This is a genomic window from Pseudomonas sp. GW823-FHT05G12 (genome assembly GCF_058795575.1).
On record NZ_CM179501.1, the window covers coordinates 3986467 to 4005454 of the forward strand.

At 62.4% G+C, this 18988-nt stretch carries 17 protein-coding genes; 6 read left to right on the forward strand and 11 right to left on the reverse strand.

All coding sequences use genetic code 11. The annotated features are described in order from the left end of the window. Together AC3RCM_RS18220 and AC3RCM_RS18225 are read left to right on the forward strand one after the other, a co-directional pair. Positions 1-687 carry an ABC transporter ATP-binding protein gene (locus tag AC3RCM_RS18220; RefSeq protein WP_020192892.1) on the forward strand — a complete coding sequence of 229 codons (687 nt, stop codon included), beginning with the start codon at positions 1-3 and terminating at the stop codon, positions 685-687. Further along, positions 684-3191 (forward strand): ABC transporter permease, encoded by a 2508-nt coding sequence (locus tag AC3RCM_RS18225; RefSeq protein WP_198747895.1) that lies wholly within the window; start codon positions 684-686, stop codon positions 3189-3191. The genes AC3RCM_RS18220 and AC3RCM_RS18225 overlap by 4 nt, the downstream gene beginning before the upstream one ends. A gap of 63 nt (positions 3192-3254) precedes the next feature. On the opposite strand, the gene greB is transcribed toward AC3RCM_RS18225, so the two are convergent. From greB to AC3RCM_RS18245, 4 genes are all read right to left on the reverse strand, one after another. Next, the gene (gene greB / locus AC3RCM_RS18230) at positions 3255-3743 is read right to left on the reverse strand and encodes a transcription elongation factor GreB (RefSeq protein ID WP_010953283.1); all 489 of its coding nucleotides are present in this window, start codon (positions 3741-3743) and stop codon (positions 3255-3257) included. 11 nt (positions 3744-3754) lie between these two features. After that, complete coding sequence (locus AC3RCM_RS18235; RefSeq protein ID WP_064493426.1) at positions 3755-4063, reverse strand: hypothetical protein; 309 nt, start codon at positions 4061-4063, stop codon at positions 3755-3757. 248 nt (positions 4064-4311) lie between these two features. Next, positions 4312-4749, reverse strand: a complete 438-nt coding sequence (locus AC3RCM_RS18240; RefSeq protein WP_010953281.1) for a DoxX family protein — start codon at positions 4747-4749, stop codon at positions 4312-4314. Positions 4750-4861: 112 nt separating this feature from the next. Then, positions 4862-6268, reverse strand: coding sequence for an MltF family protein (locus tag AC3RCM_RS18245; protein WP_019438673.1), 1407 nt, complete (start codon positions 6266-6268; stop codon positions 4862-4864). Positions 6269-6425: 157 nt separating this feature from the next. Here AC3RCM_RS18245 and AC3RCM_RS18250 point away from each other — a divergent pair, with 157 nt between their 5' ends. The 3 genes from AC3RCM_RS18250 to AC3RCM_RS18260 all read left to right on the forward strand — a co-directional run bounded on the left by AC3RCM_RS18250 (position 6426) and on the right by AC3RCM_RS18260 (position 9272). Next, positions 6426-7223 carry a TatD family hydrolase gene (locus tag AC3RCM_RS18250; protein WP_104962142.1) on the forward strand — a complete coding sequence of 266 codons (798 nt, stop codon included), beginning with the start codon at positions 6426-6428 and terminating at the stop codon, positions 7221-7223. Between the two features lie 126 nt (positions 7224-7349). After that, entirely contained in the window at positions 7350-8828 is a 1479-nt protein-coding gene (locus AC3RCM_RS18255) for a methyl-accepting chemotaxis protein (RefSeq protein ID WP_198747897.1), read from the forward strand. 75 nt (positions 8829-8903) lie between these two features. Beyond that, positions 8904-9272 carry an Mpo1-like protein gene (locus tag AC3RCM_RS18260; RefSeq protein WP_004576795.1) on the forward strand — a complete coding sequence of 123 codons (369 nt, stop codon included), beginning with the start codon at positions 8904-8906 and terminating at the stop codon, positions 9270-9272. A 41-nt stretch (positions 9273-9313) separates the two neighbouring features. Here AC3RCM_RS18260 and AC3RCM_RS18265 read toward each other — a convergent pair whose 3' ends face one another. The 3 genes from AC3RCM_RS18265 to AC3RCM_RS18275 all read right to left on the reverse strand — a co-directional run bounded on the left by AC3RCM_RS18265 (position 9314) and on the right by AC3RCM_RS18275 (position 11261). Beyond that, positions 9314-10111, reverse strand: a complete 798-nt coding sequence (locus tag AC3RCM_RS18265; RefSeq protein WP_198747898.1) for an acyl-CoA thioesterase domain-containing protein — start codon at positions 10109-10111, stop codon at positions 9314-9316. A 77-nt stretch (positions 10112-10188) separates the two neighbouring features. After that, on the reverse strand, positions 10189-10968 hold the full coding sequence (locus AC3RCM_RS18270) for a CHAD domain-containing protein (protein WP_336088547.1): 780 nt from the start codon (positions 10966-10968) through the stop codon (positions 10189-10191). 14 nt (positions 10969-10982) lie between these two features. Beyond that, positions 10983-11261, reverse strand: coding sequence for a lipoprotein (locus tag AC3RCM_RS18275; RefSeq protein ID WP_003250254.1), 279 nt, complete (start codon positions 11259-11261; stop codon positions 10983-10985). Between the two features lie 177 nt (positions 11262-11438). Here AC3RCM_RS18275 and AC3RCM_RS18280 point away from each other — a divergent pair, with 177 nt between their 5' ends. Further along, positions 11439-12479 carry a patatin-like phospholipase family protein gene (locus AC3RCM_RS18280; protein WP_026031953.1) on the forward strand — a complete coding sequence of 347 codons (1041 nt, stop codon included), beginning with the start codon at positions 11439-11441 and terminating at the stop codon, positions 12477-12479. A gap of 116 nt (positions 12480-12595) precedes the next feature. Here AC3RCM_RS18280 and AC3RCM_RS18285 read toward each other — a convergent pair whose 3' ends face one another. The 4 genes from AC3RCM_RS18285 to clpX form a co-directional block, all read right to left on the reverse strand. Then, the gene (locus AC3RCM_RS18285; RefSeq protein ID WP_019438678.1) at positions 12596-14467 is read right to left on the reverse strand and encodes a SurA N-terminal domain-containing protein; all 1872 of its coding nucleotides are present in this window, start codon (positions 14465-14467) and stop codon (positions 12596-12598) included. A 181-nt stretch (positions 14468-14648) separates the two neighbouring features. After that, positions 14649-14921: a nucleoid-associated protein HU-beta gene (hupB, locus tag AC3RCM_RS18290; RefSeq protein WP_003250246.1), complete on the reverse strand. Its 273-nt coding sequence runs from the start codon at positions 14919-14921 to the stop codon at positions 14649-14651. A gap of 150 nt (positions 14922-15071) precedes the next feature. Continuing rightward, on the reverse strand, positions 15072-17468 hold the full coding sequence (gene lon, locus AC3RCM_RS18295; protein ID WP_014591679.1) for an endopeptidase La: 2397 nt from the start codon (positions 17466-17468) through the stop codon (positions 15072-15074). Between the two features lie 163 nt (positions 17469-17631). Further along, on the reverse strand, positions 17632-18915 hold the full coding sequence (gene clpX / locus AC3RCM_RS18300) for an ATP-dependent Clp protease ATP-binding subunit ClpX (RefSeq protein ID WP_003250242.1): 1284 nt from the start codon (positions 18913-18915) through the stop codon (positions 17632-17634). Positions 18916-18988 lie beyond the last annotated feature (73 nt).

Sequence of the window (18988 nt, forward strand, 5' to 3'; positions counted from 1 at the left end):
ATGAGCCCCAGCATTCTCGTTGCGCAGAACCTTAGCAAAGTGGTCCCCAGCGCGGAAGGTGACCTTACCATCCTCCACGCACTGTCTCTCGACCTGGCCCAAGGCGACAGCCTGGCCATCGTCGGCGCCTCGGGCTCTGGCAAGTCGACCCTACTCGGTTTGCTCGCCGGCCTCGACCGGCCCAGCGCTGGCAGCGTCATGCTCGCCGGCCACGACCTGGGGCCACTGGATGAAGACCAGCGTGCCCGTGTGCGCGCCGAACATGTGGGTTTCGTGTTCCAGTCGTTCCAGCTGCTCGACAGCCTCAATGCACTGGAAAACGTCATGCTGCCACTGGAACTGGACGGCCGCCGCGATGCCCGCGAACAGGCCCGCACTTTGCTGGAGCGGGTCGGTCTGGGCAAGCGCCTGAGCCACACACCTCGGCAGCTCTCGGGCGGCGAGCAGCAGCGCGTGGCAATCGCCCGCGCCTTCGCCGCGCAGCCTGCGGTGCTGTTCGCCGATGAGCCCACCGGTAACCTCGACAGCCACACCGGCGAGCGCATCAGCGATCTGTTGTTCGAGCTGAACAAGGAGCGCGGCACTACCCTGGTGCTGGTCACCCATGACGAACGCCTGGCCCGCCGCTGCCGGCGCCAGATCCGCCTGGACGCGGGCCGCCTTGTGGCGCCGATGGAGGTCTGGTGAGTCATATGCCGCTGTCCCGTCTGTGTGGCCTGGCACTGCGCCAGTTGCTGCGCGATGTTCGCGCCAGTGAAGTGCGCGTGCTGTTCTTTGCCCTGTTGGTGGCGGTAGCCGCCAGCACCGCCATCGGCTATTTCGGCGCCCGCCTCAACGGCGCCATGCAGCTGCGCGCCAGCGAGTTCCTGGGCGCCGATCTGGTACTGCAGGGCAGCGCCCCGGCCCGCGAGCAACAACTCGATGCCGGCAAGGCACTGGGCTTGCGCCACGCACACGTGGTCGAGTTCACCAGCGTGGTCGGCGGCGACAATGGCATCCAGCTGTCCAGCGTAAAGGCCGCCGACGGCGCCTACCCGTTGCGCGGGCAAGTACGCAGCGCTCTGGCACCCTATGCCGAAGAAACACCCGGCGGCGGCCCTGCCCCTGGCGAAGTGTGGGTCGAACCGCGCCTGTTGGCAGCACTGGGGCTGGCGATCGGCGACAGCATCGACGTGGGCATGAAAACCCTGCGCATGAGCCGCGTGCTTACCTATGAACCGGACCGCGCCAACAACTTCTACAGCCTTACCCCACGCGTGATGATGAACCTGGCCGACCTGGAAGCCACCGGCGTGATCCAGCCGGGCAGCCGGGTCACCTACCGTGACCTGTGGCGCGGCGATGCCGAGGCGCTGGCGCAGTACCGTCAGGCCGTGGAAAAAGACCTGGCCGCCAACCAGCGCCTGCGTGACACCCGCGATGGCAACCAACAGATCGGCGGCGCGCTGGGCAAAGCCGAACGCTACCTGAACATGGCCAGCCTGGTAGCTGTGCTGCTGGCAGGCGTGGCCGTGGCACTGTCGGCCAGTCGCTATGCTGCACGCCGACTGGACGCCAGCGCCCTGCTGCGCTGCCTGGGCCTGTCGCGCCACCAGGCATTGGGCTTGTATTGCTTGCAACTGACCATGCTCGGCCTGGTCGCTGCCCTGGCCGGCGCCTTGCTCGGCTGGCTGGCTCAGCTGGGCCTGTTCCGCCTGCTGCACGGCTTGCTGCCGAGCGTGGTGCCCGCTGGCGGCATCGTTCCCGCGCTGGCAGGTATCGGTACCGGGCTGGTGGCACTGGCTGGCTTTGCCCTGCCGCCGATTGCGGCGCTGGGCCAGGTGCCGCCACTGCGCGTGCTGCGCCGTGACCTGCTGCCGATACCTGCGAGCAGTTGGCTGGTGTACGGCGCCGCCCTGCTCGCCCTGGGCCTGATCATGTGGCGCCTGAGCCTCGATCTGCTGCTCACCTTCGCCCTGCTCGGTGGCGGCCTGGTCGCCGCACTTCTGCTCGGCGGCCTGCTGTTGCTCGGTTTACGCAGCCTGCGCCAGCTGCTGGCCGGTGCGCCACTCACCTGGCGTCTGGGGCTGGGCCAGCTATTGCGCCACCCCATGGCGGCAGCAGGCCAGGCCCTGGCATTCGGCCTGATACTGTTGGCCATGGCCTTGGTCGCCCTGCTGCGCGCAGAGCTGCTCGATACCTGGCAAGCACAGCTACCCAAGGATGCGCCTAACCACTTCGCCCTGAACATCCTGCCAGATGACCGTGAGCCGTTCATTCAACACCTGCACCAGGTCAATGCCGCTTCAGCGCCGCTGTACCCGGTAACGCCCGGGCGCCTGGTGCAAATCAATGAAAAACCGGTACAGCAGGTGGTCAGCAAGGACTCGGCAGGCGAGCGCGCCGTGCAGCGCGACCTCAGCCTGACCTGGGCCGCCGAGTTGCCCGAAGGCAACGTGCTGACCGCCGGCAACTGGTGGCAAGCCTTGCCAGCCGACAACGACATCCCCGGGGTTTCAGTGGAGGCGGAGCTGGCCAGCAGCCTGAAACTGCAGATGGGCGACCTGCTGACGTTCGATATTGGCGGCCAGCAGCGCCAGGCCCGCGTGAGCAGCCTGCGCAACGTGCATTGGGACAGCTTCCAGCCGAACTTCTACATGATATTCCAGCCTGGCACGCTGCAGGGGCTGCCGACCACTTACCTGACCAGCTTCTACCTGGCACCGGGGCATGACCTGGATGTCGTCGCGCTGTCACGGGCGTTTCCGGCGGTGACCATCCTGCAGGTGGATGCCTTGCTCGACCAACTGCGCAGCATTCTCGCCCAGGTAACCCTGGCGGTGGAGTATGTGTTGCTGTTCGTGCTGGCCGCCGGGCTGGCAGTGCTGTTCGCCGGCTTGCAGGCCACGCTGGACGAGCGTATTCGCCAAGGCGCACTGTTGCGCGCACTGGGCGCGGCGCGGCCGTTGCTGGTCAAGGCCCGGCGAATCGAGTTCGGCCTGCTGGGTGCGGCCAGCGGGCTATTGGCGGCCGTGGGCTGCGAACTGATTACCTGGGTGCTGTACCGCTATGCCTTCGATTTGCAGTGGAGCCCGCACCCGTGGCTGCTGGTGTTGCCGCTGACGGGGGCACTGCTGGTGGGTGGTGCTGGGGTGCTGGGAACACGGCGGGCGTTGAATGCCAGCCCGCTGGCGGTGTTGCGCGAGGCTTGAGGCCTGGCTGTCAGCGCTTCTGCCGGGACAGCACATGCCTCAAGCTGACGCAAGACGGGCCAGTCAGTCCGTCGAGACGCCCTGGCCGTAACGGATGCTGCTCACATACCAGGTCGCTTCACCGGTAGGTGTATGCACCACCACCTCATCACCCTCCTCCTTCTTCAGCAAGGCACGGGCCATGGGCGAATCGATCGAGATGTAATCGTTGCGCCCGTAGATCTCGTCGTAGCCGACAATGCGAAACTTCATGGTCTCGCCCTCGTCGTTCTCGATCTCAACCCAGGCACCGAAAAACACTTTGCCTTCCTGCTCGGGCGAGTACGCCACCACTTTCACATCTTCAAGCCGCTTGCGCAGGTATCGCACCCTGCGGTCGATTTCGCGCAGCAGCTTCTTGTTGTACTGGTAGTCCGCGTTCTCGCTGCGGTCACCCAACGAAGCCGCCCAGGCAACCTTTTGGGTGATTTCCGGACGATACACCCGCCACAGGTGGTCCAGCTCTTTCTTCAGCGCCTCATGGCCTTCTGTGGTGATGATATTGGTGCTCAATAGCGCATTCCTCAGCGGCGGGTAATCAGGCCTTGACGCGCGATGCGGGTGAGATGGCCGATGACTTCGGCGGCTTCGTCCGGTGCCGGCGCCTGGATCACAGCCAGGTCGAAACGGTCATTGCCATACTGCGCGAGGTGACAGTCGCTATCGGCGAACTGGATCAGAAAGGCACGCGCCTGTCCCTTGCGCCGTGACAGGCCTTCAAGATGACGCAAAAGGGTGGGCTGATGCCGGCCGCCGAGCAGGATGCGCGGTGTGCGGGACGCCTGGTTGGCAGGCAAAGGGCTCAAACAGACACTGGTACGTGGGCAACTCATGGAGCTTCTCTCCGCCTCGCGAATCCCGCTGGGCAGCGGTGGGAGGCGTCACCGAACCAGCGCTTTAGCGGTATTTCGGACGGCCCGGAGGTGGGGCTTTCCTGCGCCCCGCAAGTAGCTGTTTAAATCGGCGCAGGCGGTATGCTAGAGCGATGAGCCCAAAGTTGCAAGCGACAAGCCGCAAGCAAGAACAAGCCGAGTATTGGCCCGCGCTTGCCTGCGTCTCGTAGCTCAGAGCGTGCAGCTGGTTACCGGGCGATCAGGCGGTCGAGCGAGAAGCGGCCAGCGCCTTCGATCATGACTGCAACGGTGCCGGCCAACAGCGCCAGGGCGAACTCATAGCCGTTGTTGGACATGAACAGGCCGTTGCCGATGTGCACCGAAACGATGGCCACTATCAAGGTCACCGTCAGCGCCAGGGCCGCCGGGCGAGCCAGCAGGCCGACCACCAAGGCCAGGCCGCCGAAGAATTCGGCACTACCGGACAATAGGGCCATCAGGTAACCCGGCGCCAGGCCGATGCTTTCCATCCATTGGCCGGTGCCTTCCAGGCCGTAGCCACCGAACAGGCCGAAGAGTTTTTGCGCACCATGAGCCATGAAGATGATGCCGACCAGGATGCGGATAACGCTCAAGCCAGCGCCAGCACGTGTAGAGAACAGAGCGTTGAGGGTAGTGTTGTTCATGTCGAAGCGTCCTTGAAGTGAAGCAGTTGTGTGGGTATGGGCGCCATCATAATCAATTCTCTTGATATGAAAATCGCAAAAAACCCAACATAACAATCGATAAAATCGATGCTTAACGCTTCGCTACACGCTCCAGTGCCGCGCGTTCGCGGTTGAACGCCAGGTAGTACTTGTTGATGCTGTTGACGAAATTGACCGGTCCCATCCCCACTTGCTCCATGGCGATGCGTTCGGTCTGGAAAAACCACTGGTTGCCGTTGAGCCCCCGCCGTCGAGCCTCTGCACGCATGGCCTGAACCCGCTCGGGGCCGAGGTTGTAAGCTGCCAGCACAAAGGCCATGCGCTCACGCTCGTTGATCTTGGTACTGGCAAAAAACTTGCGCCGGATAAGCGCCAGGTAACGGGCACTGGCCAGGACATTGCCATCTACCGTCGCAGTATTGCTCACCCCCACCCGCTGGGCCGCCGAAGGGGTAATCTGCATCAGACCATGGGCACCGCCAGTACCGCGTGCAGCCGGGTTGAGCGTCGACTCCTTGAAGGCCAATGCAGCCAGGTTGAGCCAGTCGATCTGTTGCGCCTGGCCATGCTTCTGCAACACCGCCCGCACCGATGCCAGACGCTGGCGGTCCTTGCTGGCCAACGGGTTGTGTACCCGGTACTGGCGGCGGTAGATGCGCTCGAATGCGGCATCCTGGTTATCTGGCGCGCGGTAACCTTGCAGAAAGTGATCGACTGCGGCCAGCAATTGCGGCGCTTCACGCCCTACATACCAGCGCATGGCTTGCGGCGCCCCCAGGCGCACCCGGCTGTCCAGGCGCAGGCGCGGCATAACCCGGGCCCAACGCCGGGCAATGGGCTGCTCGACCACGGTCAGGTGGTAGATGCCTGCCTGTACCATCTCCAGCACATCCTCCACCGCCAGCGTCGAATCGACCCACTCCACTTTGATCGGCGGCCGCTTGCGCAGTGCCAGTTGCTGGTTGACCTGCTGGATCAGCGGCCCGGCGGCACTGGCACTGGTCAGGGCCACGGTACGCCCTGACAGCTGTTCGACCTTGCTGAAACTTCGCTCGCCTTTGCGCCCGACCAGCATCAGCGGCACCTGGTCGAGTATCGGTGCACTGCCGCGGACACCGCTCACCGTAGTGGGGTCAAGCAGCTCGCCTGGCGCGGCCAGGTCACCCTCGCCGCGGGCCAGGGCGCCCAGCAACTGTTCCTTGGCCCGCGGGATGAGCTTTAGCTGGATCTGCTGGTCGTCGGCGGTACGAGCATTAAGGAAATGCTCCAGGGCACGCAGGCGATAATACTCGATGCCGACTGGCTCGCCCTTGACCTCACCAGAGCTGTTGCGGCTCTGGTTGACCAGCACTCGCAGTACTTTGCTGGTGCGAATCTGCGCCAGGTCACGCACCTTGGCAGGCGGTATGTTTTGCTGCGGCCCCGGCGAGCGCGCCTGGGCGGGACCGGCAAAGGCCAACCCCAGCGTCAGCAGAAAAATGAGCCAGCATCGCTGCATGCGAAAACGTGTCCGTGGTCGGTGAGCGGCATCCATGGGTTGCACCGCCAAGTGATAAACGACGGTAAAAGACCACGGCAACAGCATGAAGTTCTTGGTTTTTTCAGAAAAACGCGGTTTTTGCTATGCTGGCCGCCCCGCGGCACGAGATAGCACCATGCAACTGATCGATATCGGCGTCAACCTGACCAACAGCAGTTTCCACGACCAACAGGCCGCAATCGTCGAGCGCGCACTGGAGGCCGGCGTTACGCAAATGCTGCTGACAGGCACCAGCCTGGCGGTCAGCGAACAAGCGCTGGAGCTGTGCCAACAACTGGATGCCAGCGGCGCGCACCTGTTCGCCACGGCCGGCGTGCACCCTCATGATGCCAAGGCCTGGGATGCCGACAGCGAGCGCCAGCTGCGACTGTTGCTGAGCGAACCGCGCGTACGCGCGGTAGGCGAATGCGGCCTGGATTTCAACCGCGACTTTTCCCCTCGCCCGCTGCAGGAAAAAGCCCTGGAAGCCCAGCTGACACTGGCTGCGCAGCTGCGCCTGCCGGTGTTCCTGCACGAGCGCGATGCCAGCGAGCGCTTGCTGGCGATTCTCAAGGACTACCGCGACCACCTGACCGGCGCGGTGGTGCACTGCTTCACCGGTGAGCGCGAAGCGCTGTTCGCCTACCTGGACCTGGACCTGCACATCGGCATTACCGGCTGGATCTGCGACGAACGCCGCGGCACGCACCTGCACCCGCTGGTGGGCAACATTCCTGAAGGCCGGCTGATGCTGGAAAGCGACGCGCCCTACCTGCTGCCGCGCAGCTTGCGGCCCAAGCCCAAGAGCGGGCGCAACGAGCCGGCGTTCTTGCCGGAGGTACTGCGCGAGGTGGCCTTGCATCGTGGTGAATCAGCCGAGCACACGGCGGCGCATACCACGGCAACGGCGCGGGCTTTTTTCCAGCTCCCCTGAATCTCGCGTGTTTCCGCGGGGCGGGTGAACACAGTTGATATGCATCAACACATGTCCAGGTGGATGTGGGCACAATGATGGCACCTTGCCAATATTGTTTCCGCTCAACTCAGAGAAGACCTGCCCATGGGTGCCTGGCTTAGCAATGTTTCCCTGAAGTACAAATTCTGGGCCGTCAACGCAGTGGCCTTTGTCACCACCTTGCTGCTGGTGCTGTACGCAGTACACCTGGAGCAACGCGCACGTGCCGAGGCGGCTCAGGCCCAGGCGGCCGCGCAAGCCCAGTTGCTGGCCGCCTGGCCAGCCGGGCAAGCACTGCCACGCCCGGCCAACGTCATCAGTTGGTCAACCGGGCAAACGCCAACCTACGCCGGGGAGGCGCTCGATGCCCTGCGCAACGCCCAAGGCTGGGTAGCATTGCCGAGCGCCTGGATCCTCGGTGAAAACCCGCTGCGTGGCGCACAGGTATTGCGCAATGGCGACCAGCAGTTGGCTGTGCTGGCCCAGTCACCCAGCCTGCGCCAGGTCTTCTTCGATCGCTTCAGCAATTACGCGGTGTGTGTGCTGATCCTGATGCTGGCCATGCTCGGCGCCTCGCAACTGCTGATCCGCTTCCTGCTCAGCCAGCTCAACACCCTCAAGGACGTGATGCTGCACGTGGAAAAAACCGGCGACCTGTCGGCCCGCGTACCGCTCGCCAGTGGCGACGAGGTCGGCCAGATGGCCGGGGCCTTCAACGCCATGCAGTCCACCTATCACCGCGTGGTCAGCACCGTCGCCCACAGCGCAGCACAGCTGGACTCGGGCGCTGCACGCCTGGCCGCCAGCATGAGCGACGTACGCCATGGCATGCTCGGCCAGCAGAGTGAAACCGACCAGGCCGCCACTGCCATCAACGAAATGTCGGCGACCGTGCACCACATTGCCCAGCACGCCGGTGCCACCCGCGATTTGTCACAAACCGCCGACACCTTGGCCGGCAGCGGCCAAGCGGTGGTCAGCCGAGTGCAGGATTCGATTTCCGGGCTTTCCAGCGGCGTGCAACAAACTGCCGAGATGATTCGACAGCTAGCCGAGGACAGCCAGAAGATCAACGGTGTAGTCAGTGTGATCCACAGTATTGCCGAACAGACCAACTTGCTGGCGCTTAATGCTGCCATCGAAGCCGCGCGCGCCGGCGACCTGGGCCGCGGCTTTGCCGTGGTCGCCGATGAAGTGCGCAACCTGGCCAAACGCGTGCAAACCTCCACGGATGAAATCACCACCATGGTTTCGGCCCTGCAGTCGGGCACCCGCGACGCGGTGGAGTTCATGCAGGAAAGTTCGTACAAGGCCGACGACTGCGTACGTCAGGCGCAGGAAGCCGGTGAGGCGCTGGCGGAAATTACCGGTGCCGTGGCGCAGATGCGCGAAAGCAATACCCAGATCGCTGTAGCGGCCGAGCAGCAAAGCCAGGTAGCCGAGGAAATGAACCGCGCGGTGGTCAGCATCCGCGATGTCACCGAGCGGACCGTGCAGCAGACGGTCGGTTCGGCGACCACCAGCAGCGAACTGGCGACCCTGGCCGGCGAACTGAACAAGGCCATTGGCCAGCTCAAGCTATAGTCACCATAGCCAGGTTCGATTGGCCCCCGCTTGGGGGCCGCACTAAGCTTTGGGCATGACCGAGAGGAAATCCCCATGAGCAAACGCCTGCCCAATCTTCCCGCCTGGCAATGGCGCGGCTACCACCACAATCACCGCCACCCGGCCAACCTGGTGTTGCACCTGATCGCTGTGCCGTTGTTCATTCTGGGGACACTGCTGGTGCTGTCCGGTCTGTTTGGTTTCGACCTCGGCCAGATCGCGGTGGGTGTGATTGCCTTGGTCGCAGCGTTGGGCCTGCAGCGCCAAGGCCACCGCCTTGAAGCCCAGCAGCCCGAACCGTTCGCCAACCGCCAGGATGCCGTGCAGCGCTTACTGACCGAGCAGTTCATCACCTTTCCGCGCTTTGTGGTGAGCGGGGCCTGGTGGAGGGCCTGGCGGGAGCGGCACAAGCACCGGCACTGAGCCAGCTGCCGGAGCGCTGCTTGTGAGCAGCCTTGCAAGGGTCAGGCAAAAACGGTGACGGTCTGCCGGCTCAACGCCAACAACTCGCCCTGCGCCGTCCACAACGCCGCAGCAGCATGCCCATAGCCATCCCGCGCATGCTCGGTCTCCACACAGTACTGGCACCAATCCAGGGTCGACAGCTTCGCCGTTGGCTGGATGAACTCGATGGTCCAGGTCAACGTACTGCCCGCAGCGGGCTGCTTGAGAAACGGCATGAGGCTGGGCGGCCAGGCATCGACCAACGCCAACAGGTGCGCCTCGTTCACCTGTTCTTCCACCACATCCCGCAAGCGCACCCAGCCGCCCATCTTGCGCGACTGATTGCCACTGAACGGCAGCCCACCTACTGCCCAGCGCAGGGCCACGTGCCGCATGAACTCCGGGGTAACGCCTTTGATGTAGGGCAACTCCGGGGCCGCCTCATCGAGCGCAGGCATATCGATGGCCGGTAACGCCGGCACTTCGACCACCGAAGGGCGGCCCGCACCGAAATTGCCCTGCACCAAAGTCACCACCTGGCCATCCTGAACAGCGCGGCCCAGCAACGTGCTAACCGCCTTGCCTTCGCGCAAAACCTCCACCTCGAAGCGGATGGGCACATCCGCCGCCGCGGGTGCCACGAAGCTAATGGCCAATGAGCGTACCGGGCGGTTGTCGCTGATCTTGAGGCGCATGGTTTCATAGACCATGGCCGCCATCAGCCCGCCAAAGGCAGCACGCCCCTGGGCCCAGCTGGGCGGAATGCTGACGGAATCCGGGTTGGCCCGCACGGCGTCGAGCAGTTGGTTGAAAGTCATTGGCCGGCTCCTGCCTGCAAAGAAAAAGGTCCGCTCATCCTAGCCAGCAAACGCCGGGCAATCAGCCCGCATATCGGTCATTTTCCGTGATAACGCCGCGCCAGCGCCTCTTGCAGGGCGTCCAGCGTCACATCCGACTGGCGCTCCGCCCCATGCAGCTCCTGCTCCCAATCAGCCTTGCAGGGGAGCAGGTCGGCATGGTCGCGCGCTTGCAGCAGCCATTGCAGGCGGTCGTGCCAATCACCCAGGCTGCCCTGTGCCTTTTTCAGCAGACGTTGCAGTTTCTTCCCAGCGTGATCGAGTTGCGGGTAGGCCTCATCGCCATAGCGTGCACGCTTGATCAGCAAACGCAGGCGGTGGCGATCGTGAGCAGGGTCCTGCAACGCTTTGTGCAACTTGCGCCACTGCTTGACCAAGCGCTTGTCTATACGTTTGCTTAGCGACTTGACCAGCCCCTCCCGGCCCGCCGCCCGCAGGAACAATGGAAAGGCGTCGAGAATCGCCAATACCCTGGCCAGCTGTGGGCTGGCAGCGACACTGGCGAAGGTCCTGTCACGCCCCTCCAGACGCCGCTGCCCGGCTGCTGTGTGACCGCGCCCGATCAGCTCGGCCGCCAGCACCTCGCGATCACGCAGCGGCGTGGTAAGGGTCCCCAGCGAACGTGCAGCATCCTCCAGCTGTTCCACGCCAGGCAGCCCACGCAGCGGCCTCAGCAGACTGCGCAGGCGCCGCAAGGTGGTACGCAAGTCGTGCAAGGCCTCACTGTCGGTATTGGCAGCCAGGCGTTCACGACAGGCCAGCAAGCGCACCTGCAAGGTCAGTATCTGGGCAACGACATGGTCGAGCATGGCAGACATACGATGCTCCCTGTTCAGCGCCCGGCGCGAGATTCACGAATGTAGAACCGCGCCTTTTCGGCTTTGCGGGTACAGCTTTCGTAGCCTTCGAACTGCTGCTGGGTCTTGGCCCCGGTCAGCAATGACAAGGCCTTGGAATAACTTACGGCACCGGCGAAGCCTTCGGCCTTGGCCAGGTCCAGCTCCTTCCAGGCGGCATCCAGCTGGGTCGCGCAGCTGTCACGGTAGGCCGTCTTGCCCGCGCAGCCAGCAAGGGCCAGGGCAATCAGTGGAAGGCAAATCCAGGCTTTCATCAGTAATACCTCTATGGAAAAACGGTGGCTGTTCGACGCTCCGACAGCTGGAAAGTGCCATGCCCAGCCGGCTTTGCCTGGCCAGTTTTATTACAGTAGCTCAGCACGATCTACATTGAAGCACAGGCAGCGATGGGTGCATTGTAGGACCATGATGGCACTGGCCGGGGAATGTTCATGAGTAAACGTGTGGCACTGGTACTGGGATCGGGCGGAGCCCGAGGGTATGCGCACATCGGCGTGATCGAGGAAATCGAGCGCCGCGGCTACGACATAGCCTGCGTCGCGGGGTGTTCCATGGGCGCGGTGATTGGCGGTATCTATGCCGCCGGCAAGCTCGACGACTATCGCAACTGGATCGAAAGCCTCGACTACCTCGATGTGCTGCGCCTGGTCGACGTCAGCTTTCGCCTCGGTGCGATTCGCGGCGACAAGGTGTTCGGGCAGATCCGCAAGATCGTCGGCGAGATAAACATCGAGCAACTGCGCATACCCTACACCGCAGTGGCCGCCGACCTTACCAACCAGCAGGAAATCTGGTTCCAGGAAGGTTGCCTGCATCAGGCCATGCGCGCCTCGGCGGCCATTCCCAGCCTGTTCACGCCGGTGATGCAAGGCAACCGCATGCTGGTCGACGGTGGCATCCTCAACCCGCTGCCAATCGTGCCGGTGGTGTCCAGCCATTGCGACCTGATCATCGCGGTAAACCTAAACGCCACCAACCAGAAGCAGTACCAGTTGCCGGTGATCGAGCGCCCGGCGGCGTTCAAGATGCGCTTTGACGCCTTGTTGAGCTCGCTGGGTTCACGCTTGCCATTCCGGCGCAAACCGGCGGAAGAGCTGATCCGCATCGAAAAGGAGATCGTCGCCGAGGGGCTGGCACCGCCAAGCCCGTGGCTTGCCGACAGCGCCGACCCGGAAAGCCAGCAACCGGCAGCGGCCCCGGAGCGCGAGGGCGCGCCGAAGTCTGCCACCGGTTCTTTCATCATCGACAACGTGGGGCCGGCCTCACTCCTGGACTTGATCAACCAGAGCTTCGAGGTCATGCAGACTTCGCTGGCACAGTACAAGATTGCCGGCTATCCACCGGATGTGCTGATCAACGTACCCAAGCGGGTGTGCCGGTTTTTCGAGTTCTACAAGGCGCCGGAGCTCATCGCCCTGGGGCGAGAGATTGCACGCGATACGCTGGACAGTTATGAAGGGGTGAAGCGGTAGCACCTGGTTGGCGCCACCCCTGAAGGCGCTGTGACCTTCGACAATGACCGTGCTCGCGGCTGGCGAAAACGAAGCAGGCCGCACGAGGCGGCCTGTTTCTTCATGCAACGAACACCTTAGTAACGGGTGATGTCTGCATTGGCTTCCAGCTGCTTGCGGTAAGCGGCAAAGTCCTGCTGGCCAGCACGTGACGCGAGGTAGCGGCGAATCTGCTGCTTCTCTTCGTCGGTGGCGGCAGCGCCTTCGTTCACGCCCTTGAGCTGCAACACCACCAGGCTACCGTCACGCAGCACGACGCTGCCATACACTGGCTTGTCCTTGGCTTGCGGCTTGCCCAGACGGAACAGTGCCTGCAGTTCGGCCGGGTCAATACCGTCCTCACCACGGGTGACGGCTTCATAGGCTTTCCAGCCTTGGCCTTCGTGCACGCTGCCTGCTGCGATGGAACCGTCACGCAGGCCGGCAATCAGCTTGTCTGCCTTGGCCTTGAGTTCGGCAGTCGCCTTCTCTTTGGCCAGGTGCTCCCTGATATTCTTGGCCACAGCGTCCAGCGGCAGTTGCTCTGGCTTGCGGTGTTCCTTGACGCGCAGCACCACGGTGGTCTCAGGGTCGAGCTCGATGGCGGTGCTGTTGGCACCCTCATCCAGCACTTCTTCAGAGAACGCAGCCTGCACCACCGCACGGTTGGCGGTAATGCCTTCACCGCCCTCGCGGCCGAAGGCGGCGGAGGTGTGCACCTTGAGGTTCAGGTCCTGGGCCGGCTGGGCCAGGTCGGAAGCCTCGTAGGCAGCATCCTGCAGTTGCTTGCTGGCGTCGACATAACGCTGCTCGACCAGCGGCATCTTCAGATCGCGGGTCAGTTTGTCCTTCAGGCTGGCGAAGCTCGGTACCTCTGGCGCCTGGACGCCCAGCAGCTTGATCAGATGGTAGCCAAACTCGGTGCGCACCGGTGCAGATACCTGCCCATCCTGCAGCTTGTACAGCGCCTCTTCGAAGGCCGGGTCGTATACGCCCGGGCCGGCAAAGCCAAGGTCACCACCGGTGTTGGCGGAGCCTGGGTCCTGAGAGAACTCCTTGGCCAAAGCGGCAAAGTCCTCACCCTTGGCCAGACGCTGCTCGATCTCTTCGGCGCGGGCCTTGGCCTGGGCGTCGGTGACCTTGTCGTTGACCTCGATGAGGATGTGCGCGGCATGGCGCTGCTCGGCCAGGTTGGCGATTTCCTTCTCGTACTGGGCCTTGAGCTCTTCGTCGGTCACTTTGACCTGATCGAAGAACGCCGACTTCTTCAGCTCGATGTAGTCGATCACTACCTGGTCAGGCGACATGAACTCCTTGGCGTGCTGGTCGTAGTGCGCCTTGACCTCTTCGTCGCTGACCTTGACTGCGGCCGGGTCGGCCTTGAACGTCAGGGAGGCGAAGTCGCGGGTCTGCTTCTCCAGGCGAGCGAAGGCATCGACCTGTTGATCGGTGACGAAGCTGCTGCCGGCCAGGCCGGTGCGCAGTTGGCCGATGAGCATTTCCTCGCCGAGCATCTCGCGGAACTGCATGCGACCGTAGCCCATCTGGCGGATCACCTGGTCGAAACGCTCAGCGCTGAACTTGCCGTCCACCTGGAACTCAGGGGTCTGCAGGATCACCTGATCCAGCGCGGCCTCGGAGAATGCGAACTTGGCATCCTCAGCACCTTGCAGCAGCAGCTTGCGGCTGATCAGCCCCTTGAGTGCCTCCTCACGCAGCAACTTGTCATCCAGCAGCGCCGGGTCGAAATCCTTGCCCAACTGTTGCATCAGTTGACGGCGCTGCATGTCGGCCGCCTGGCTCAGTTCGTTCTGGCTGATGGTCTGGCCGTTCACCTTGGCGGCGTCCTGGCTATGAGTGGCGGCCTGGAAAATGGCTTCGAAACCGGTCAATGCCATCAACACGACGATAAGGCCGATGATGGTCTTGGCAATCCAACCTTGTGAATTGTCCCTGATATTTTGCAGCATGCGTCCCCCAGAAACGGCTGTACCACTGCGTCGACAACCGCGGAGCGTGGGTAGAATCCTGATAAAAGAAAGGCGCATCCGAGGATGCGCCTTTTCTTAGCAAACGTGTCAGGCGGGAACGTTTGCGCCCCGCCATCACCGTGCTCGGACCAGGCCAGGCCGGGTCCGGCTGAAAGACGACTTAGTTGACGGCGTCTTTCAGGCCTTTGCCGGCCTTGAAACCTGGAACCTTGGCGGCTTCGATCTTGATTGCCTTGCCGGTTTGCGGGTTGCGGCCAGTACGCTCGGCGCGCTCCTTGACCGAGAAGGTACCAAAGCCAACCAGTACCACATCGTCACCTTGCTTCAGGGCGCCGGTGACGGATTCGATGACTGCGTCCAGCGCACGGCCGGCTACAGCTTTCGGGATGTCTGCAGATGCGGCGATAGCGTCAATCAGTTCCGACTTGTTCACTCTAAGTCCCCTTATCTCTATTGAGTTTGTTTCTAAGTATGTAATGAAAAGCTTATGAAACGTGTGCTGGGAGGCATGGCGACAATAACGTGCCGCTTTATAGCAAGGCGCCGAAAATACTGTCAAGGAAAGCCCCCCAGCCAAAAACTACTAATGCGTGCTGATTCTTTCCTTAGCATCGCCGTCGCGCTTCTCGTCTTTCGCGACAATCTCCGGAGCCACATCTGGCAAGGGCTCCGGGGCGTATTGCAGCGCAATTTGCAGGACTTCGTCAATCCATTTGACCGGTTTGATCTGAAGATCCTGTTTGATATTTTCAGGAATCTCCTTGAGATCGCGAACATTTTCCTCGGGAATGATCACCGTCTTGATCCCGCCACGGTGTGCCGCCAGCAGTTTTTCCTTCAGCCCGCCAATGGCCAATACCTGGCCACGCAAGGTGATTTCGCCGGTCATGGCCACATCGGCACGTACCGGAATCTGCGTCAGCGCCGACACCAGTGCGGTGCACATTCCGATACCGGCACTCGGGCCGTCCTTCGGCGTGGCGCCTTCAGGCATGTGGATGTGCACGTCATGCTTCTCGTGGAAGTCGGCGGCAATCCCCAGGCTGCGGGCGCGGCTGCGCACCACGGTCTGCGCGGCGGTAATCGACTCGACCATGACATCGCCCAGCGAGCCGGTCTTGATCAACTGGCCCTTGCCGGGGATGACCACGGCCTCGATGGTCAGCAACTCGCCGCCCACCTGGGTCCAGGCCAGGCCGGTTACCTGGCCGATCTGGTCCTGCTGCTCGGCCAGGCCATAGCGGAACTTGCGCACGCCCAGCAGGTGCTCCAGCTGCTCGCTGGCCACCTTGACCTTGACCTGCTTCTGCCCGGTATGTTCCTTGACCACCTTGCGGCAGACCTTGGCAATTTGCCGCTCCAGACCCCGCACACCGGCTTCACGGGTGTAGTAGCGGATGATGTCGCGAATCGCCGAGACGTCGACTTCCAGCTCTTCTTTCTTCAAGCCGTTGGCCTTGACCTGCTTGGGCACCAGGTACTTGACCGCGATGTTGATCTTTTCGTCCTCGGTGTAGCCAGGCAGACGGATGACTTCCATCCGGTCCAGCAGCGCCGGCGGGATGTTCATCGAGTTCGAGGTGCACAGGAACATCACGTCCGAGAGGTCGTAGTCGACCTCCAGGTAGTGGTCGTTGAAGTTGTGGTTCTGCTCAGGGTCGAGCACTTCCAGCAGTGCCGAGGCTGGGTCGCCGCGCATGTCGCTGCCCATCTTGTCGATTTCGTCGAGCAGGAACAACGGGTTGCGCACACCCACCTTGGTCATCTTCTGGATCAGGCGACCCGGCATGGAGCCGATGTAGGTACGGCGGTGGCCACGGATCTCGGCCTCGTCACGCACGCCACCCAGGGCCATGCGCACGAACTTGCGGTTGGTGGCGGCAGCGATCGACTCGGCCAGCGAGGTCTTGCCGACGCCGGGTGGCCCGACCAGGCACAGCACCGGACCGCGGATCTTCTTGACGCGCTTCTGCACGGCAAGGTACTCGAGGATGCGTTCCTTGACCTCTTCCAGGCCATAGTGGTCGGCATCGAGGATTTCCTCGGCCTTGGCCAGGTCCAGACGCACCTTGCTCTGAGCCTTCCACGGCACCTGCACCAACCAGTCGAGGTACGAGCGCACCACGGTAGCTTCGGCCGACATCGGAGACATTTGCTTGAGCTTGTTCAGCTCCGCCTGAGCCTTGGCCAAGGCATCCTTAGGGAGACCTGCGGCTTCGATGCGCTTCTTCAGCTCTTCGACTTCATTGTGGCCTTCGTCACCATCGCCAAGTTCTTTCTGAATGGCCTTCATCTGCTCATTCAGGTAGTACTCGCGCTGGCTGCGCTCCATCTGCTTCTTGACCCGGCCGCGAATGCGCTTTTCGACCTGCAGGAGGTCGATTTCGGCATCCAGCAGTGCCAGCACGTGCTCGACACGGGTAGTCAAGTCGACGATTTCAAGAATTTCCTGCTTCTGCTCGATCTTCAGGGCCATGTGCGCGGCCATGGTGTCGACCAGGCGCCCTGGCTCGTCGATGCTGTTCAGCGAAGAAAGCACTTCGGCAGGCACCTTCTTGCCCAGCTGAACGTACTGTTCGAACTGCGACAGCAGCGTGCGCACGAACACTTCCGACTCGCGCTCGGCAGTGTCGGTTTCGTCGATCAGGGAGACTTCGGCACGGATGTGCCCATCAACTTCGGAGAAGCGCTCGACCGCACCACGCTGCTCGCCTTCGACCAGCACCTTGACGGTGCCATCAGGCAGCTTCAGCAGTTGCAGCACGGTGGCAACGGTACCGACACGGTACAGGGCGTCCTCGCCCGGATCGTCGTCGGCTGGATTCTTCTGGGCCAGCAGAAGGATCTGCTTTTCGCCCGTCATCGCCGCCTCGAGGGCTTCGATGGACTTTTCGCGCCCCACGAACAGCGGGATAACCATGTGCGGGTAAACAACGACATCGCGCAATGGCAAAAGAGGCAAGTCGAGGGTGGTCTTCATGATTTCGCCTCTACAGCGGCCTTATGGCCGGAAACCGGTGGAAATGATGCTTGGACCTAATGTGGGGGCACGCTTGGGAAATTACAAGCGCTTGTACAGGAAAAGCAGAAAGGGGCCCGTAGGCCCCCTCTTGCTTGCAACCGAGAACCGGCCATTGCCTGAATCAGGCGTCTGGCGCGGCCTTGGCTTGCGGTTCGCTGTTTTCGTAGATCATCAGCGGCTGCGAGGTGCCCTCGATGACGCTCTCGTCGATAACCACCTTGCTGACATCCTTTTTCGAAGGAATCTCATACATGGTATCGAGCAGCACGCCTTCGAGGATCGAGCGCAGGCCACGAGCGCCAGTCTTGCGCTCCAGGGCCTTGCGTGCAACGGCCTTGAGCGCATCGCTGCGGAACTCGAGGTCGACGCTTTCCATCTCGAACAGCTTGGCATACTGCTTGGTCAGGGCATTCTTCGGCTCGGTGAGGATCTGCATCAACGCAGCCTCATCCAGCTCGTCAAGGGTAGCCAGTACCGGCAGACGGCCGACGAATTCCGGAATCAGGCCAAACTTGACCAGATCGTCCGGCTCGACCTCACGCAGGGACTCGCCAACCTTCTTGCCCTCTTCCTTGCTGCGCACTTCGGCACCAAAACCGATGCCACCTTTGGTGGAACGGTTCTGGATGACCTTTTCCAGGCCCGAGAACGCACCACCGCAGATGAACAGGATGTTGCGGGTATCAACCTGCAGGAATTCCTGTTGCGGGTGCTTGCGGCCGCCCTGCGGCGGAACCGAGGCCACGGTGCCCTCGATCAGTTTCAGCAGCGCCTGCTGCACGCCCTCACCGGAAACATCACGGGTAATGGACGGGTTGTCGGACTTGCGCGAAATCTTGTCAATTTCGTCGATGTAGACAATGCCCATCTGGGCCTTTTCCACGTCGTAGTCGCACTTCTGCAACAGCTTCTGGATGATGTTCTCGACGTCCTCACCCACATAACCGGCTTCGGTCAGGGTGGTGGCGTCAGCAATGGTGAACGGTACGTTCAACAGGCGTGCCAGGGTTTCGGCGAGCAGGGTCTTGCCCGAGCCGGTCGGCCCGATAAGCAGGATGTTGCTCTTGCCCAGTTCGACTTCGTCACCCTTCTTGTCACGCTGGTTCAGGCGCTTGTAGTGGTTGTACACCGCTACGGCCAGCACCTTCTTTGCGCGCTCCTGACCAATAACGTACTGGTCAAGGATGCCGCTGATTTCTTTCGGCGAAGGCAATTTGTGCGCGCTGCTCTCGGCCTGGGCTTCCTGCACCTCCTCTCGGATGATGTCGTTGCACAGGTCGACGCACTCGTCGCAGATAAATACCGAGGGCCCGGCAATCAGTTTGCGCACTTCGTGCTGGCTTTTGCCGCAGAAGGAGCAATAAAGCAATTTGCCGCTGTCCTCGCCGTTACGGGTGTCAGTCATTCGATCGATCCAATCCGGTAGGCTTGCAACACAAGATGAAGGCAATTGCGGGCTTTTTCAAGTCCGCAGGTAG

Excerpts from the sequence above, each read along its gene's own strand:
- AC3RCM_RS18220 (WP_020192892.1), top strand. The coding sequence starts at position 1 with ATGAGCCCCAGCATTCTCGTTGCGCAGAACCTTAGCAAAGTGGTCCCC.
- AC3RCM_RS18235 (WP_064493426.1), bottom strand. The coding sequence starts at position 4,063 with ATGAGTTGCCCACGTACCAGTGTCTGTTTGAGCCCTTTGCCTGCCAAC.
- AC3RCM_RS18240 (WP_010953281.1), bottom strand. The coding sequence starts at position 4,749 with ATGAACAACACTACCCTCAACGCTCTGTTCTCTACACGTGCTGGCGCT.
- AC3RCM_RS18245 (WP_019438673.1), bottom strand. The coding sequence starts at position 6,268 with ATGCAGCGATGCTGGCTCATTTTTCTGCTGACGCTGGGGTTGGCCTTT.
- AC3RCM_RS18250 (WP_104962142.1), top strand. The coding sequence starts at position 6,426 with ATGCAACTGATCGATATCGGCGTCAACCTGACCAACAGCAGTTTCCAC.
- AC3RCM_RS18255 (WP_198747897.1), top strand. The coding sequence starts at position 7,350 with ATGGGTGCCTGGCTTAGCAATGTTTCCCTGAAGTACAAATTCTGGGCC.
- AC3RCM_RS18260 (WP_004576795.1), top strand. The coding sequence starts at position 8,904 with ATGAGCAAACGCCTGCCCAATCTTCCCGCCTGGCAATGGCGCGGCTAC.
- AC3RCM_RS18265 (WP_198747898.1), bottom strand. The coding sequence starts at position 10,111 with ATGACTTTCAACCAACTGCTCGACGCCGTGCGGGCCAACCCGGATTCC.
- AC3RCM_RS18270 (WP_336088547.1), bottom strand. The coding sequence starts at position 10,968 with ATGTCTGCCATGCTCGACCATGTCGTTGCCCAGATACTGACCTTGCAG.
- AC3RCM_RS18275 (WP_003250254.1), bottom strand. The coding sequence starts at position 11,261 with ATGAAAGCCTGGATTTGCCTTCCACTGATTGCCCTGGCCCTTGCTGGC.
- AC3RCM_RS18280 (WP_026031953.1), top strand. The coding sequence starts at position 11,439 with ATGAGTAAACGTGTGGCACTGGTACTGGGATCGGGCGGAGCCCGAGGG.
- AC3RCM_RS18285 (WP_019438678.1), bottom strand. The coding sequence starts at position 14,467 with ATGCTGCAAAATATCAGGGACAATTCACAAGGTTGGATTGCCAAGACC.
- lon (WP_014591679.1), bottom strand. The coding sequence starts at position 17,468 with ATGAAGACCACCCTCGACTTGCCTCTTTTGCCATTGCGCGATGTCGTT.
- clpX (WP_003250242.1), bottom strand. The coding sequence starts at position 18,915 with ATGACTGACACCCGTAACGGCGAGGACAGCGGCAAATTGCTTTATTGC.